This is a genomic window from Flavobacterium sp. RSP46 (assembly GCF_003984825.1).
Classification (GTDB): domain Bacteria; phylum Bacteroidota; class Bacteroidia; order Flavobacteriales; family Flavobacteriaceae; genus Flavobacterium.
Map to the genome: position 1 here is coordinate 805783 of NZ_RYDM01000001.1, position 17337 is coordinate 823119.

Consider the following 17337-nt stretch of genomic DNA (forward strand, 5'->3'; position numbering starts at 1 on the left):
TAATACTATTAAAAAGCTTGGGTCTTTCGACAGACTCAGGCTTTTTTTATTTTAATAGGTCTTCATTTTTTTTGTACCTTGTGGTTCTAAAATATAATAACAGAAAATAATTAGATATGGCTTTTGATATTGAAATGATTAAAAAAGTGTATGACAACATGACTACTCGTGTTGATAAAGCACGCGAAATAGTTGGCCATCCGCTTACATTAACGGAGAAAATATTGTACAATCACCTTTGGGATGGAATGCCTTCACAAGCTTTTACCCGAGGTGCTGATTATGTTGATTTTGCTCCAGACAGAGTGGCTTGTCAGGATGCAACCGCTCAAATGGCATTATTGCAGTTCATGCATGCCGGTAAAACTAAAGTAGCGGTTCCTACAACAGTGCATTGTGATCACTTGATCCAGGCAAAAGTGGATGCAGTAACTGATTTGGCCAGAGCAAAAACACAAAGTAATGAAGTGTTTGAATTCCTTTCTTCAGTATCTAATAAATACGGAATTGGTTTCTGGAAACCAGGAGCCGGAATTATTCACCAGGTAGTGCTTGAAAATTATGCATTTCCAGGCGGAATGATGATCGGTACTGATTCTCATACTGTTAATGCAGGAGGTTTAGGAATGGTAGCCATTGGTGTTGGTGGTGCTGATGCGGTTGATGTGATGTCAGGAATGGCTTGGGAATTAAAATTTCCTAAATTAATTGGAGTAAAATTAACTGGAAAACTTTCCGGTTGGACAGCGCCAAAAGACGTAATCCTTAAAGTAGCCGGTATTCTTACTGTAAAAGGTGGGACAGGTGCTATCGTGGAGTATTTTGGCGAAGGAGCAACTTCCATGTCTTGTACTGGAAAAGGAACGATCTGTAATATGGGTGCCGAAATTGGTGCTACTACTTCTACATTTGGTTATGACGCTTCCATGGGGCGTTATTTGCGTTCTACTAATAGAGCTGATGTAGCAGATGCAGCGGATAAAATTGCACCGTATTTAACAGGTGATCCAGCAGTATATGCAAATCCAGAATTGTATTTTGACCAAGTAATCGAAATCAACTTAGACGAATTAGAACCCCATTTAAACGGTCCTTATACCCCTGATTTAGCTACTCCAATTTCTAAAATGAAAGAAGAAGCAATCAAAAATAACTGGCCTTTGAAAATTGAAGTAGGTTTGATAGGTTCTTGTACCAACTCTTCCTACGAAGATATCGCTCGTGCTGCTTCATTGGCAAAACAAGTTACAGATAAAAATTTAAAAATAAAATCTGAATTTACCATTACTCCAGGATCTGAAGTAGTTCGTTATACCATAGAACGTGACGGATTTATCGATATTTTCGATAAAATGGGAGCAACAGTTTTTGCGAACGCTTGCGGACCGTGTATCGGAATGTGGGATAGAGAAGGGGCTGAAAAAGAAGAGCGCAACACTATCGTTCACTCTTTCAATCGTAACTTCTCCAAACGTGCCGATGGAAATCCAAACACTTTGGCATTTGTAGGCTCTCCTGAATTGGTAACCGCTTTGGCTATTGCCGGAGATCTGGGTTTCAACCCATTGACGGATACCTTAATTAATGAAAATGGGGAAGAAGTAATGCTGGATGCGCCAACAGGAAATGAATTACCTCCAAAAGGATTTGATGCCGAAGATCCAGGTTTTCAAGCGCCAGCTGTTGATGGTTCAAGAGTTCAGGTTTCTGTGAGTGAAACTTCAGAGCGCTTGCAATTGTTAGCTCCGTTTTTGCCTTGGGATGGAAAAAATATTACAGGGGCTAAATTATTGATCAAAGCTTTTGGAAAATGTACTACAGATCACATTTCTATGGCTGGGCCATGGTTGCGTTTCCGTGGGCATTTAGATAACATCTCTAATAATATGTTGATTGGTGCCATCAATGCATTCAACCAAAAACCCAATACCGTTAAAAATCAGTTGACTGGTACTTACGATGCAGTTCCGGCTGTAGCGCGTGCTTACAAAGCAGCTGGTGTTCCTTCAATTGTTGTGGGCGATCACAACTACGGAGAAGGATCTTCTCGTGAACATGCAGCCATGGAACCGCGTTTCTTAGGTGTGAAAGCTGTATTGGTAAAATCATTTGCTCGTATCCATGAAACAAACCTTAAAAAACAAGGCCTTTTAGGATTGACATTTGCTACTGAATCGGATTACGATAAAATCCAGGAAGATGACACCATCAACTTCACAGACTTAATTGATTTTGCTCCAGGAAAACCATTAACATTAGAATTTGTTCACGCTGATGGAACTAAGGATATTATCTTAGCAAACCACACGTACAACGCAGGACAAATTGGTTGGTTCATCGCAGGTTCAGCATTAAACTTGATTGCTGCTGCCGGAAAAGCATAAGCATTTAAATAATTTATTTCAAAACTCTCAAGGAAACTTGGGAGTTTTTTTTGGAGCTATTTCCTGCTCTCCGTTTCAAGCTTTTTCGTGAAATTTCTTTTTTTTAACGATAAAAAGGAGCTTCCTTTGGTCGCTCTTTTTATCTAAAAAAAATGTAATTTCACTTCAAAAGGCTTTCCACTTCCATCAGGGCTATGACAAACTAACAGTGTTATTATTTTGAATAAAGAATAGATTTTACTCAAAAAAACATTAAAAAATTACAAAAAAGGTATGAAATGTTCTTTTTGGACGTTAAAAGTTAAAAAAAAGAGAAGTCCTTAAGTTATAAGACTTATATTAGCTTTTTTGTGAAATAAAATTCATCGATTTTTTTCGGCTAGTAATACTGATTCGCACTCCATTAAGTGGCTTGTTTTTTAGATCAGTAGTACCATAGTATTGTAAGATTCCTTTTTGAGTTCTTGCGATGAATTAGAATAAGATCATTCAAAATTTTACAAACACAGAATCAGGTTTTTTTTATAAAAAAGGTGTTTTTCCACCCTTTTTTTATAAATAGAAAAAATACAAGTAAATAAACCAAAGCGAAATTTAATAATTATATCCCGAAATCGCTTCTGAGGAATACATAGGATAAGTAATTTGAAAGAGAAGAGTATGAGTGTAAGAGTAATTGTAGCGTTTTTTTTATTTAATAGTATAGTTCTTTTTTCACAGGAAAAAATTATAAAACATACCATCGTAAAAGGGGAAACAATATCGAGTATTGCTGAGCGCTATGAAGTGAAACAAAGCGCCATTTACAAACTAAATCCTAAAGCCAAAAATCTTTTAAAGCTTAATTCAGTATTGTTAATTCCAATTATAGGTCTGAAAAAAACCACTACAAAAACGAATACTCCCTTAAAATATGCTACTAAAGAGCACGAAGTACTCGCTAAACAAACTCCATACGGAATTGCAAAGGAATACGGAATATCTCTGGCAGAATTAAACCAATCCAATCCTGAACTAGAAGCTAAAGGACTCCAAATAGGACAAAAAATCACCATTCCGGGAACCGCAGTTACAACCTCAAAAGTGGTTGTTTCTCCATCTAAAAAAGCAACTTTTACACCAGAAATAGTCCTAGACACTGAAGCAACTAATAAACAAATTTCTGAAATTTTGATACGGGAAGTTTTATCAAAAGAAACCAAATATTCCATTGCAAAACAGTACGGAATCACCATTGGAGAATTAGACAAAGCCAATCCTGCAATAGGAGTTAAACCACTTCGGGTAGGACAAAAAATCAATATTCCCTGGACTCAGTTACCCGTTACTCAAATAGCTGTAGTATTGCAGGAAGAGATTAAGGTACAAACAGCAGTACCTAAAGCCAGTTTATCTGTTGATCCTGTTGGGCCGGAAATCACAACAACCGTAGTTTTGCAGTCAAAAAATGATGTACCCGTACTATCAACGGAGGGCGAAGAAAAGGATGATTTACAAATTATTGTGCGGGAAGTGATGCCTAAAGAAACTAAATATTCTATTGCAAAACAGTATGGGATTACGGTTAAGGAATTAGAAAAACAAAATCCAGATGTGAAAAGAAAACTTCCCATAGGGTACAAGTTAATGATTCAGTCTCCTCGTGTACTATTAGAGAATAATAATGCTGAAGGTAATGGTATTATTGCGCAAACTAAACCGGAATTACACCCGTTTACCAAGCCTGTTTTTAATCATGATTTTCTGGATCAATTGATTGAGCATGCCTCCGAAAATATAGGAACCAGATACCGCATGGGCGGAACCACAAAATCTGGGTTTGACTGTTCTGGCTTGATGTGTACTACTTTTGAGGCATTTGATATTAAGTTGCCAAGAACATCAATAGCTCAATCCAGTTTTGGAACAAAGATTAATACGGAAGAAGCTAAAAAAGGGGATTTGATTTTCTTTAAGACAAATGGAAGGCGCCAAATTAATCATGTAGGGATGGTTGTAGAAGTTTGTGAAGGAGAGATAAAATTCATTCATGCCTCAGTGAGCAGTGGTGTTATCATTTCCTCTACAAAAGAAAAATATTATGAAAAAAACTTTACGCAAATAAATCGAGTGTTGCAGTAAAGCGCTTTTTAAAATAAATTATAAAATAGCAAAGCCTTTTCAACTACCTGAAAAGGCTTTGCTATTTTCACGGCTTAATTATTTAGGAGGTGCTTCACTATTTATTTCAATCCAATATCCATCAGGATCCTGAATGTAGATTTGTTTGATACCATCAGCTCGAACAGTAATTTTATCAAGTGTGCCCGGCCAATCTGAATAGGTAATGTTTAGGGTTTTTAATGCCGAAATCAATGCGTCAAAGTTGGCTGATTTAAAGGCTAAGTGGACTGCTTTATTGATTTTTACAGGTTCTTTAATCGTAGATACGAGATGTAATTCTTTTCCGTCACCTAAAGAAACCCAACGAATGCCTTCTTTTTTTGTAAGGTTTGTGATTTCTGAAAGATGTAAAATATTCTTGTAGAAATCAACCGATCGGTCTAGGTCTTTTACGGAAAGGGCAATATGATCTAATTTCAGGGAAAAGGAATTAGTGTTTTGCGCATAAATACTTGATGTACAGGTAATAGCGAATAATAGTGTGGCTAAAAATGTGGTTTTCATAGTGTTAAATAGAATTAAGCGGTTTTAGTTTTAGGTGACTGTCCACAAAGTAGACTAAGTTTACTGCCTGCGATGGCTTCAAAATAGGGAATCAGGCCGTTTTACATTCAATTGATGCCTCTTGAAGTAATTATTTTATAATTTTGATTCTGCGGAATAATTAGGTTTAAGCAAGATACTATTTATCACGTTGATTAATTCCTGCGTGCTGCTGGTATTCGTATTTACTGCACTACTGTTAGTACCATAAGGCGCATATATGTTTTGATTTTCTCGTGAAAAAAGTCCAATTGTTGGTGTTAGGGCTGAACTGGCTAAATGCATGATCCCACTATCAGCTCCAATAAAAAGTTTAGTATTTGCAATTACGGAGGCAATTTCTCGAATGTCTTTACTGTAAAATGTAGTTGCTTTAAAACCTATTTGGGAAATATTCTCAACGGGTAAAACCTCAATGATGTTATACTCTTGGTATTCTGTTTTTAACCTTTCATAGCATTCTTCCCACCAGATTTCTGAATAGCATTTGTCATCTGTTGCATAGGTAAAGATGCAAATCGTCTCTTTGTCATTTTTGACTAGTTCTTGGACTATTTTTTGACCTTCAGCATGTTCAGCAAGACTCAATTTAAGATCTAGCGGTGGTACTGAATTTTTGTTTTCCGCGAATCCCAGAGTGGTCAAAAAGTTTCTGAATTCATATATCGGATATTTTGCAATATGCTCGTAATCAATATAATTTAACGATATGTCTTTGTCAAGAGCTCCAAAAAATTTATATTTGGCATCTGCAAATTGAGCGGATAATCGTCCAGAAGAGGAGTTTTTATCCACATTGATGACAATGTCATATTTTTGTTTTTTAATTCGTATCCAAACCTTAAAATATTCAACAAGATTTTTGAATGGTTTTTTGGGAAGTTCAATTACGGTATCGATATTGGTATATTTTTCAAATACAATTGGTGCTAAACCACCTTTTACAAACAAATCAATCTTGCAGTCCGGAAAAGTAGCTATTACATCTTGAACAAGTGGGGTAATGAGCAACAGATTTCCCAATCTGTGGTTGGGTCTGGAAATTAAAACTCTTTTGATCTCTACTTTTTGAGTCCAATCAATTTTTTGATTCTTTTGTGAATTACCAATATTTTTAGTTAGGCCTTGTGTTGCAATTCTTCGGAATACATTTATTTTTTTTAAGATACTCATGCGTTTAAAATAGAATTTAGAATTGAACTTTACTATTATTTATCAAAGGAATCAAGTGGTGCATAGTACGGTTCCGGAATGTAAACAATCGGAACACCTCAAAAGGTACTCGGTACGCAACAAATGTACAATTTAGATCGAAACAATGCTGTTTCTAGTCTTTATTATAATAGATTGGTTCAGTGAATTTATGAGCTATGAGCCAAGTGTATGTGTGAAGCGGTACTCAAATGAGTTTTGAATTCAAAAGTATTTTTATATATGGGTTCCAGCAGAAATACAGATTGGCCAAAGTCTGCCAGCTAAACTATATTACACACGATTTTTGTCGGGGTTCTGTTGTAATGAAGATTGTTGTAAAAATAGAACAATAAGTATCACCTCGGTATTTTATAAATTGGCACAGCACATCAATTCGTACAAAGAGGGGCAAGTGGATTTTAATTTTGTGAAATGGTAGGGATATATGTAGGATATAGAAAGGCCTTATTTCTCTTTTGAATAAAAATAATTGAGCTATTCTTAAAAAAGCGTAATAAGAGCCGTTATAATTGCATTTTTCGTAAAAAAAGCTGAATAAGTATATAAAGAGGTTTGTTTTAGTTAAAAAAATCTAAATTATTGGTGCGTTACCTTGGATACCAAGTTTGATGTCATATATTTAAAAGATCTAAACTATTTAAACTATGATTACCTTTATTATTGCAATTTTTTTATTGATTTTTGGTTACATCATCTACGGTAAATTTGTAGAGAGAAATTTCAAGATCGACGAGAACAAAACGACGCCGGCAAATGCACTTACTGATGGGGTCGATTTTGTTCCCATGAGTAGTAACAAAAACTCATTCATACAAATATTAAATATTGCGGGAGTGGGGCCTATTTTTGGTCCTATTTTAGGAGCTCTATATGGACCATCAGCTTTTATCTGGATCGTTTTAGGATCCATTTTTGCAGGGGGTGTGCATGATTACTTGACAGGAATGATTTCTATGCGGTACGGTGGTGCACATTTACCGGAATTAGCGTCTCGGTTTTTGGGTAAGTATTTTAGTCACGTTGTTAACTTTTTTGCCCTTCTTTTACTGGTTTTAGTCGGTACGGTATTTGTTTCGGCACCTGCCAAAATGATTAATGAATTAGTGGGAAATGATGCAGACATTTATCTAATTATTGTGTTCTTAATCTTCCTGTACTATATTATTGCGACCGTTTTGCCTATTGATAAAGTGATCGGTAAGATATATCCGGTTTTAGGTTTTTTGCTATTGATAAGTGCCTTGGGTATTTGTATCGGGATGTTTATGTTTGGGAATCCAATCCCTGAACTAACCTTAGAAAATCTGCATCCAAAAGGAATTCCCTACTATCCGGTAATATTTTTGACTATATCCTGTGGTGCTTTATCCGGATTTCATGCCACGCAGTCCCCTATAATTTCTAGGACGATAAACAACGAAAAAGACGGTAGGAAAATTTTCTACGGAATGATGATTGTTGAGGCGGTTATTGCAATGATTTGGGCAGCAGCTGCAATGAGTTTGTTTCATGGAAACGATCTTAGTTTGTTGCTTGAAAACGGTGGTCCAGCTGCTGTTGTAAATAAAATTTCGGTAACGTTCTTAGGGACTATTGCTGGGACAATCGCAGTTTTAGGGGTGATTGTTTTACCAATTACTTCCGGTGATACATCGTTTAGAGCCGCAAGAATGATTATTGCTGATTATTTCAAAATTGATCAAAAGCTGTTGAAAAACCGTTTTATGGTTGCTACTCCACTTTTTGTAATCTCCTTTATTTTAACCAAAATGGATTTTGAATTGTTGTGGAGGTATTTTTCTTGGGCCAATCAAGTAACTGCAGGGATTGCTCTATGGATTGGTGCGGTGTATTTGTACCAAAGAAAAACTAACTATATGGTAGCTCTAGTGCCTGCTTTTTTCATCAGCTCTGTCATTGGTTCTTACCTTTGTTATGATCCTACTATAGGTTTTGGATTAGATATCAGTATTTCTAACACAGTAGGAATTTTATTCTCAATTGCTTTGACGGTATTGTTTTTTAGTGTGTTAACAAAAAGGAAATCAACACTATAGTTGCCTTAAAGTCTGTTGTATGATGTATGAAAGCAGTGTAAATCCCGGCATGATGCTAATTATAACAGGATAGGTATAATTCAATATTGAATTGGTATGGACAGAGAGCGGGTTATGCTAAGCAAATGCTGTTTGTGTAGCAGTAAAACGATTTTCATACCTTTCACTTGGCACGTATTGGACCTTAGATTTTTATAATATAGAACTAATGTAAATTAGTCTTTTGGTTGAGAAAAGAGAGATAATTTGTACTCCGTTAGCATATATTTTGCAATCTTTGGCCTCAAAAAAAATCAAACTGCATTATGAGCAAGACAAAATTAACAATCAATCGCAATGGTTCTATAAAAATAGAAGGCGATTTTGAAATAACAGACTGCGAAGGAAAAACATACGGATTAGAGGGAAGAACGGCGTTGGGTCTTTGCCGTTGCGGACTATCGGTAAACAAGCCTTTTTGTGATGGTTCTCACCGCAATGGTTTTGAACATGAATCAGCTGCATTCGACTTGCCTCCGGTGAAGATTAAGTAATATCATTTTTACAATTAAATAATAAAAGCTACATCTTATGGGTGTAGCTTTTTTTGATTTTATTTAAACGAATTATACACAATGATTTATTCGCTGAGTTTACTACTGTTTTAAAATGATTTACTTTTTAAACTACTGATAATTGCCATCACATCTAAATCACCTAATCCTTCTTGCTCTGCGGCGGCATAACTGTCATATAAAGGATGAATCAACGGAGAATCGAGTCCGGCTTCTTTGGCAAGTCTTAAATCTTTGACCAGATGTTTCAACGCAAATGCAGCAGGATAGGAATCGTTCAGAATGGAAGGTGTTTTAATATTCGTAATTCCGTTGCCGCAAGCACCTTGATTGATGATGTTGAGCATGTCTTCTTTGCTTACGCCGTTTTTCTCGGCAAATAAAACCGTTTCGGCCACTCCTTGAAGATTTAATCCTAATAGGTAATTGATGGCTAATTTAGCAGAACTTGCTACGCCAGGTTCCCCTACGTGAATCGCAATTTTACCCAAAACCTCAAATATGGGTTTGGCTATTTCGAAATCTTCAGCCGAAGCCCCCACAAGAATGACTAACGTTCCGTCTTGTGCTGGTTTCACACTACCAGAAACGGGAGCATCTATAAAATGTACCTGATGTTGGTTGCAAATGGTGTTTAAATAACGCGAGGTCTCCGGAGCAACTGTACTCATATTGATGATGGTTTTGCCAGGATGTGCTTTAGATAATAAACCTGTTGGTCCTTCAAAAACTTCTTTTACCGCCGCGTCGTTGGACAGCATTGTCAAAACTACGTCGCATGTTTGCAGTAGTTCGTGCAAACTGCTTGCTGATTTTGCTCCTGAGGCCAGTAACGGTGCTTCTTTCTCTTTGGTACGATTGAAAACGGATACTTCAAAACCGGCTTTGAGTAGGTTCATAACCATTGGATTTCCCATGTTGCCAAGGCCTATCCATCCTAATTGTATTTTATTCATGTTTATTAGTGCTAAATGATATCTTTCTTTATAGATGTGACTTTATTGTTGGGTGTATATGCTTAGAAAAGTGACCCTAAAGTACCGTTTATTTTTGGAAAGAAACATAAAATAACAGTTGGAACGGTAATAATTATAAACATTCAAGTGAACGGGTTTTATAAATTCAGGTACTCCAATATAAAAATCAGTAGTTTATAGCGTGCAATTCTGGATGTTGCTCTGGTTAGCGTCCAAAAAAGTTTTTGTTTTTTATTTGTTTTCACCAATTGTTCCATGAGCAATACGCCATTTTCCTTCACTTAAAGTTTGATTTCTCGTTTGCTGAATTTTTTGTAGTAGAATTCTAATATCAAATCTTTGGCGTATAGTTTTATTTCATCTTAATTCCAGAAAAAGAAAATTTTTTAGATTTTTTTCCATTTAATAAAACACTTTCAATTCCAAAAATAGAGTTAATGAATTCTATTTTGTTCGAGTCAATACAAAATTCGGAGTATACAACAGTTCCAAATTTAGGCATTGTTAAGTTTTATGAAAAAATCGTTTATTTACACAAATGCAAGCAGAGCGCATCAAACGCGATTGGATTTAGTTAAAAAATTGTTCTCTTTACGGTTTCCCTCATTCATTTTAATTAAATATTCGATACTTTAGCATTCGAATTATCAGATTTTAATTTAAAATCAATCCCTTAATGACATTCAACGAAGATTCCAGAGTAAAAATACCCACGGTACTCCATTTAACCCGTTTGGGATATACGTACATTTCGTTGAAAAATGCAGTATGGGATGAAAACACCAACATTTTTACTACTGTTTTTATAGACAGTATTTCTAAAATTAATCCTGGAATTGAGCATTCTGATGCAAAACGATTGTTAGATGAAGTTTCCCTGTTGCTCGATAATGAAGATTTAGGAAAAGCGTTTTACGAAAGAATTACGCAAAGGTCTGGATTTCGATTAATTGACTTTGAGAATTTCGAGAACAATACTTTTAATGTTGTAACGGAACTCACTTGCAAAAAAGACGACGAAGAGTTTAGACCGGATATTACGCTGTTAATTAATGGAATGCCACTGGTTTTTATCGAAGTAAAAAAACCGAATAACCAAGATGGTATTTTGGCGGAACATAAACGTATTGAAAGACGTTTTCAAAATAAGAAATTCAGAAAGTTTGTCAATAGTACGCAATTGATGGTTTTTTCCAATAATATGGAGTATGACGATAATTCGCCTATGCCAATTGAAGGGGCTTTTTATGCCACAGCATCGTACGAGAAACCATCATTTAATTATTTTAGAGAGGATAAAATACTTGATATGGCTTCGCTTCTTTTACCATTTGATGATGAGAATGAGACCATAGTTTTAAAGGATAACAATCTCGTTGGTATTAAAAACTCACCTGAATTTATAACGAATAAAAATCCAGATTCACCCACCAACAGAATTTGTACATCGTTGTTTCAAAAAGAACGTTTGAAATTTATGCTGCAATATTCCATTGCCTATGTCAAAGGATCAAAAGGTTTGCAAAAACACATTATGCGATATCCTCAACTTTTTGCCACTAAAGCGATAGAAGCCAAACTGGAAGAAGGAGTGAAAAAAGGCATTATTTGGCATACGCAAGGAAGCGGAAAAACAGCTTTGGCATATTACAACGTTAAATATCTAACGGATTATTTCCAAAGTAAAAAGATTATCCCAAAATTCTATTTTATCGTAGATCGCCTGGATCTATTAATTCAGGCAGGAAAGGAATTTAAAAGCAGAGGCTTAGTCGTTCATAATGTGAACTCAAGAGAAGAATTTGCAAGAGATATTAAATCAACCAGTGTAATTCATAACAATTCTGGTAAAGCGGAAATTACGGTTGTTAATATCCAGAAATTTCAGGATGATCCTGATGTAGTTCGAAATACGGATTACCAACTCAACATACAGCGCGTTTATTTCTTAGATGAAGTACACAGAAGCTACAACCCAAGAGGAAGTTTCTTGGCCAACCTTAACGAATCGGATTCCAATGCGATTAAAATTGGTTTAACTGGAACGCCGTTATTAGGTACAGATTACAATTCGAAAGCCTTATTTGGAGAATACATTCATAAATACTATTACAATTCCTCCATAGCGGATGGATATACGCTGCGTTTAATTCGGGAAGAAATAGAAACCAATTATAAGCTAACACTGAAACAAGCCTTGGAAGAAATTGAAATCCTAAAAGGTAACGGTGACAAGAAAATTGTATATGCGCATCCTAAGTTTGTGGAACCGATGCTAGACTATATTGTTCAGGATTTCGAAAAAGCCAGAATTGCCATGAACGATAATACGATCGGTGGTTTGGTGGTTTGTGATTCCTCCGAGCAAGCTAAAATGCTGTTTGAAATATTCGAATCGAAATATGCTATAAATAATACTAATAATAGTGGGTTGTTGCAAGCTGCGGAACCATCAGAAAGTTATGGATCTAAAAAGAAAGTAGAAAGCAAAGTAACCACTGCTGCGGTAATCCTTCATGACATTGGCACTAAAGAAGATCGCAAAAATAAAGTAGAAGAATTTAAAGATGGAACCATTGACTTTTTGTTTGTATACAACATGCTTTTAACGGGTTTTGATGCACCACGATTAAAGAAATTATACATTGGCCGTGTGATTAAAGCGCACAATTTATTGCAAACTTTAACACGTGTCAATAGAACCTACAAAGAGTTCAGATACGGTTATGTAGTTGATTTTGCCGATATTCAAAAAGAATTTGACAAGACCAACCAAGATTATTTCAACGAATTGCAATCAGAATTAGGGGATGAAATGGAACATTATTCCAACATCTTTAAATCACAAGAGGAAATTAATGTCGAAATAAAGGAAATTAAAGACGTCTTGTTTCATTTTGATACGATGAACGCTGAGATTTTCTCGCAACAAATTACGCAAATCAATGACCGAAGTGAAATTCTAAGAATCACACGAGTACTGAATAATGCGAAGAGTTTGTATAATTTAATTCGACTGTCTGGGAATTACGAACTGTTGGAACAACTTGATTTTCATAAGCTGACCGTTTTATCTCGTGATGCTAATAATCGATTGGCACTGATTAATGCAAAAGAAGCCTTAGAAAGCAATATTGATACCTCAAACCTTTTGAACATTGCCTTAGAAGATGTTATTTTTGCTTTTGTTAAAGTCAAGGAGGAAGAAATGGTATTGGCTGACCAACTCAAAAACATTCTTCAAAAAACCAGAGAAATGTTAGGCGGTAATTTCGACCAAAAAGCACCTGAATTTATTTCGTTGAAAGAAGAACTGGAACGCTTATTCAAAAAGAAAAATTTGAATGAAGTGACCAAAGAAGAAATGGAAAGCAACATTGCAGCGCTGGAAAAAATTTATACCAAAGCCAAAGAATTAGAACGAAAAAATCAATTGCTAAGGGCCAAGTATGATAATGACGAAAAATACGCTCGCTTGCACAAACGCTTAATGGAAAAAGATCCTTTGACGGATAGCGAAAGTAAATTGTTTGAAGCCTTGCAAGGATTGAAGGCAGCAGTCGATGCACAAATTATTCAAAACTCGAAAATGCTGGAAAACGAGAGTTTTGTAGAACGAATGATGATGCGATTGGTGATTGACCAATTCAAAAACAAACAAAACATCCCGCTGGATGCTACTGCAACCAAACGTATTAATGGAATGATAGTAAAAGAATATATGAATGAGTTTTATGGAAGAACAGCATCATGAGTGAAATTATAATGCGAGTTTATTGAAATCGGAATTTTCGATTTTTCTACAAAACCTACTAATCATTATAATTTAGATATTCTTACTATCAGTTGGTTATCGTGTAAAATCGCTGTAAGGAACCCAATTTTGTATCTGGATAAACTAATATAAATAATTTAAAGTTATGAGTACCTATTCTCAAATATACATTCAAATTGTGTTTGCTGTAAAAAACAGACAAGCATTAATTACTAGTACTTGGGAAGAAGAATTATATAAATACATTACAGGAATCGTTCAGAACAAAGGTCAAAAAATGTTGGCTATAAACGGAATGCCTGATCATATTCATATTTTTATTGGTATGAAGCCAACTTGCTGTTTGTCCGATTTGGTTAGAGAAATAAAAAAGTCGTCAAATAGTTTTATAAAAGAAAAAGAATTTTGTAGATATAAATTTGAATGGCAAGAAGGATTTGGGGCTTTTTCGTATAGTCATTCTTCTTTGGATAATGTTATAGGATATATCAACAATCAAAAAGAGCATCACAGGAAAAGTAGTTTCAAAGAAGAATATATAGATTTTTTAGAGAAATTTCAAGTTGAATTTAAAAATGAATACCTATTTGAATGGATAGAATAGAATCGACTCCAACGGAGTCAAATGTTTTTAGAAAATATGAGGCGTTATGCATACGACCCCTTCGGGGTCGAACCAAACAGCCGGATTATTTTTTACAAACATAAAACCCCTTCGGGGTAAAAATATGAAACAGTAACGAGTCCTAAGGATTCAAATAATTATAACAATGACTACCACCATACAGTTTGAAAAGCAAACCAAAAACCTCATAGACGATTTAAAAAGCGTTTGTGCCAATTACGGTTTGGGAAATGACGGAAACGAATTCAAGATTATCACCCAAGTATTTTTATATAAATTCTTGAACGACAAATTTGTTCATGAAGTAAAACAACTCGATGACAACATAGCCAAAGCCGACAATTGGGAAGCGGTTCTAAGAGCATACAATGACAACGATTACGAAATGCTGATGATGCAAATGAGCGAAAGTACCGCCCGCTTGCAACCCAAGCATTTTATTTCCAGTTTGTTCGAAAGACAAAATGAAGCCAACTTCTCGGATATTTTTGACAATACCTTACTGGATATCGCCAAAGAAAACAGCGAATTATTCTCGGTATTGACTGAAGGTGGCGAGAAAATTATCTTGTTCGAAAACATCAGTAAATATGTAACGGACAAGCGAGATGATTTTTGCAAAGCCATAATCAACAAGTTAATAAACTTTAGTTTTGAGAATATCTTTCATGAAAAGTTTGATTTTTACGCTACGATTTTCGAATATTTAATCAGCGATTACAACACCAACAGTGGCGGAAAATATGCTGAATATTTTACACCACATGCCGTAGCCAAAATCATGGCGCGTTGTTTGGTTAGTGAGAGTGTAAGCAATGTAACCTGTTATGACCCTTCGGCGGGATCCGGAACGTTGCTGATGAACTTGGCTCACCAGATTGGTGAAGACAAATGCACGGTGTATTCTCAGGATATTTCGCAAAAGTCCTCAAACCTATTGCGACTGAATTTAATTCTGAACGATTTGGTGCATTCCATCCCGAATATTGTAAAAGGAAACACCATCCTCGAACCGTACCACAAAGACAAAAACGGACGGCTGCAGCAGTTTGATTACATCGTATCGAATCCCCCGTTTAAGCTGGATTTCTCGGATTATGTGGCGGATTTGGATAGTAAAGAAAACCACGAACGCTTTTTTGCAGGAATGCCCAATATTCCTAAAGCCAAGAAAGACAGTATGGCTATTTATCCGTTGTTTGTACAACACATTATGTATTCGCTTACCGCAAAAGGCAAAGCAGCGATTGTAGTACCAACTGGATTTATCACGGCACAAAGTGGTATTGAGCGCAAAATACGCGAGCAAATGGTGGAACGAAAAATGCTGCGTGGCGTAGTAAGTATGCCGAGTAATATTTTTGCCACGACAGGAACCAACGTTTCTATTTTGTTCCTAGACAAAACAAACACTAAAGGCGATATTGTTCTAATGGATGCTTCTAAACTGGGCACTACCGTAAAAGAAGGCAAAAACCAAAAAACGCTTTTATCCCCACAAGAAGAAGATTATATCATTGACACTTTTAACCAGCACGAAGCCAAGGACGATTTCTCGGTGGTGGTTTCCTATGACGACATCAAAGCCAAAAACTACTCGTTGAGTGCCGGACAATATTTTGAAGTAAAAATTGAATATACCGATATTTCACCAGCGGCATTTGAAGCCAAAATGAAAACTTTTGAAACCAATTTGAGTACACTTTTCAGCGAAAGCATAATCTTGGAAATGGAAATTCAGAATAATTTAAAGGGGTTGAAGTATGAGTAAAAAAATAATCAAAACAGTTCCAGAAAATTATTTTGCCGAGTTTTTAATTTACAACACGCCCAATGGAGGCGTTAAAGTGGAGATTTTTCTAAAGGATGAAAACATTTGGTTGACACAAGATAAAATGGCGCTGTTGTTTGGAGTGCAACGACCTGCTGTAACTAAACATCTTAAAAATGTTTTTGAATCGGGAGAACTACAAGAAAATAGGGTTAGTTCCATTTTGGAACATACCACTTCACATGGCGCAATAGAAGGGAAAACTCAAGAAAAAAAAGTAAAATATTACAATCTGGATGCGGTAATTTCGGTAGGATACAGAGTCAATTCGACACAAGCAACCCAATTTCGTATTTGGGCGACACAAGTACTCAAAGAATACATTATCAAAGGATTTGCGATGAATGATGAACGGTTGAAAAACCCAAACACATTATTTGGTAAGGATTTCTTTGAAGAACAACTGGCTAGAATTAGAGACATTCGGTCGAGTGAAAGACGATTTTATCAAAAAATAACAGATATCTACGCCAAATGTAGTGCCGATTATGATATAAGCAGTCCTGAAACCAAACAGTTTTTTGCTGTTGTGCAAAACAAACTCCATTGGGCGATCACTCAAAAAACAGCAGCTGAAATTATTGCTGGCAGGGCTGATGCCAACAAACAAAATATGGGATTGACTTCTTGGAAAAATGCACCCGACGGCTATATTAGAAAAACAGATGTAAGCATTGCCAAAAATTATTTGGATAGCAAAGAGTTAGACGGTTTGAACCGCATAGTAACCATGTATCTGGATTATGCCGAAATGCAAGCCAACAAACAAAAAATAATGTACATGAAGGATTGGGCAAAGCGTTTGGACGCTTTTTTGCAATTTAATGAACACGAAATCCTTACCGATGCAGGAAAAGTAACCGCTGAAATAGCCAAGACTTTTGCCGAAAGCGAATTTGAAAAATACAGAATCATTCAAGACCGACTTTTTGAAAGCGATTTTGACAAAGAAATTAAAAAACAATTGGGCAATGCAGATAGTGAATAACAAAAGATATAATCGCACAACAGCATCAATAAGGAGAGGGATCCAGAATAATTTAAAGGGTTGAGGTATGAGTAATTTATTGGTTTATACGACTCCGAAGGAGTCCAATGTTTATAGCAAAAGTGTTTGTAGAGAATCCGACCCCTTTGGGGTCGAACCAATTTGGAGTATGTTTTTTTATAGACGTTCGACCCTTTCCGGGTCAAACAAAATAATTAAAAATAT

Annotated in this window: 11 protein-coding genes; 8 read left to right on the forward strand and 3 right to left on the reverse strand. The window is 35.8% G+C overall.

What is annotated here, in order from left to right:
* Positions 1 to 116: 116 nt before the first annotated feature.
* Positions 117 to 2384 (forward strand): aconitate hydratase, encoded by a 2268-nt coding sequence (locus tag EKM01_RS03610; RefSeq protein ID WP_126555930.1) that lies wholly within the window; start codon positions 117 to 119, stop codon positions 2382 to 2384.
* Positions 2385 to 3044: 660 nt separating this feature from the next.
* Positions 3045 to 4505 (forward strand): peptidoglycan endopeptidase, encoded by a 1461-nt coding sequence (locus tag EKM01_RS03615; RefSeq protein ID WP_126766847.1) that lies wholly within the window; start codon positions 3045 to 3047, stop codon positions 4503 to 4505.
* 78 nt (positions 4506 to 4583) lie between these two features.
* Here EKM01_RS03615 and EKM01_RS03620 read toward each other — a convergent pair whose 3' ends face one another.
* Together EKM01_RS03620 and EKM01_RS03625 are read right to left on the reverse strand one after the other, a co-directional pair.
* Positions 4584 to 5051 carry a VOC family protein gene (locus EKM01_RS03620; RefSeq protein WP_126766849.1) on the reverse strand — a complete coding sequence of 156 codons (468 nt, stop codon included), beginning with the start codon at positions 5049 to 5051 and terminating at the stop codon, positions 4584 to 4586.
* A 135-nt stretch (positions 5052 to 5186) separates the two neighbouring features.
* Positions 5187 to 6263 carry a glycosyltransferase family 9 protein gene (locus EKM01_RS03625; protein ID WP_126766851.1) on the reverse strand — a complete coding sequence of 359 codons (1077 nt, stop codon included), beginning with the start codon at positions 6261 to 6263 and terminating at the stop codon, positions 5187 to 5189.
* Between the two features lie 686 nt (positions 6264 to 6949).
* On the opposite strand from EKM01_RS03625, the gene EKM01_RS03630 reads away from it, so the two are divergent.
* On the forward strand, positions 6950 to 8362 hold the full coding sequence (locus EKM01_RS03630) for a carbon starvation protein A (protein WP_126563313.1): 1413 nt from the start codon (positions 6950 to 6952) through the stop codon (positions 8360 to 8362).
* 305 nt (positions 8363 to 8667) lie between these two features.
* Complete coding sequence (locus tag EKM01_RS03635; RefSeq protein WP_126555918.1) at positions 8668 to 8895, forward strand: CDGSH iron-sulfur domain-containing protein; 228 nt, start codon at positions 8668 to 8670, stop codon at positions 8893 to 8895.
* 110 nt (positions 8896 to 9005) lie between these two features.
* Here the strand turns inward: EKM01_RS03635 and EKM01_RS03640 are convergent, their stop codons facing one another.
* Positions 9006 to 9872 carry an NAD(P)-dependent oxidoreductase gene (locus EKM01_RS03640; RefSeq protein ID WP_126555915.1) on the reverse strand — a complete coding sequence of 289 codons (867 nt, stop codon included), beginning with the start codon at positions 9870 to 9872 and terminating at the stop codon, positions 9006 to 9008.
* A gap of 697 nt (positions 9873 to 10569) precedes the next feature.
* Between EKM01_RS03640 and EKM01_RS03645 the strand changes: the two genes are divergently transcribed.
* The 4 genes from EKM01_RS03645 to EKM01_RS03660 all read left to right on the forward strand — a co-directional run bounded on the left by EKM01_RS03645 (position 10570) and on the right by EKM01_RS03660 (position 17112).
* Positions 10570 to 13647 carry a type I restriction endonuclease subunit R gene (locus EKM01_RS03645; protein WP_126766853.1) on the forward strand — a complete coding sequence of 1026 codons (3078 nt, stop codon included), beginning with the start codon at positions 10570 to 10572 and terminating at the stop codon, positions 13645 to 13647.
* 166 nt (positions 13648 to 13813) lie between these two features.
* Complete coding sequence (tnpA, locus tag EKM01_RS03650) at positions 13814 to 14272, forward strand: IS200/IS605 family transposase (protein ID WP_126555909.1); 459 nt, start codon at positions 13814 to 13816, stop codon at positions 14270 to 14272.
* A 166-nt stretch (positions 14273 to 14438) separates the two neighbouring features.
* Positions 14439 to 16064, forward strand: coding sequence for a class I SAM-dependent DNA methyltransferase (locus tag EKM01_RS03655; RefSeq protein WP_126568623.1), 1626 nt, complete (start codon positions 14439 to 14441; stop codon positions 16062 to 16064).
* Positions 16057 to 17112, forward strand: coding sequence for a virulence RhuM family protein (locus EKM01_RS03660; RefSeq protein ID WP_126766855.1), 1056 nt, complete (start codon positions 16057 to 16059; stop codon positions 17110 to 17112). The genes EKM01_RS03655 and EKM01_RS03660 overlap by 8 nt, the downstream gene beginning before the upstream one ends.
* Positions 17113 to 17337 lie beyond the last annotated feature (225 nt).

Coding starts and splice junctions, on each gene's coding strand:
- EKM01_RS03610 (WP_126555930.1), top strand. CDS start 117: ATGGCTTTTGATATTGAAATGATTAAAAAAGTGTATGACAACATGACT.
- EKM01_RS03615 (WP_126766847.1), top strand. CDS start 3,045: ATGAGTGTAAGAGTAATTGTAGCGTTTTTTTTATTTAATAGTATAGTT.
- EKM01_RS03620 (WP_126766849.1), bottom strand. CDS start 5,051: ATGAAAACCACATTTTTAGCCACACTATTATTCGCTATTACCTGTACA.
- EKM01_RS03625 (WP_126766851.1), bottom strand. CDS start 6,263: ATGAGTATCTTAAAAAAAATAAATGTATTCCGAAGAATTGCAACACAA.
- EKM01_RS03630 (WP_126563313.1), top strand. CDS start 6,950: ATGATTACCTTTATTATTGCAATTTTTTTATTGATTTTTGGTTACATC.
- EKM01_RS03635 (WP_126555918.1), top strand. CDS start 8,668: ATGAGCAAGACAAAATTAACAATCAATCGCAATGGTTCTATAAAAATA.
- EKM01_RS03640 (WP_126555915.1), bottom strand. CDS start 9,872: ATGAATAAAATACAATTAGGATGGATAGGCCTTGGCAACATGGGAAAT.
- EKM01_RS03645 (WP_126766853.1), top strand. CDS start 10,570: ATGACATTCAACGAAGATTCCAGAGTAAAAATACCCACGGTACTCCAT.
- tnpA (WP_126555909.1), top strand. CDS start 13,814: ATGAGTACCTATTCTCAAATATACATTCAAATTGTGTTTGCTGTAAAA.
- EKM01_RS03655 (WP_126568623.1), top strand. CDS start 14,439: ATGACTACCACCATACAGTTTGAAAAGCAAACCAAAAACCTCATAGAC.
- EKM01_RS03660 (WP_126766855.1), top strand. CDS start 16,057: ATGAGTAAAAAAATAATCAAAACAGTTCCAGAAAATTATTTTGCCGAG.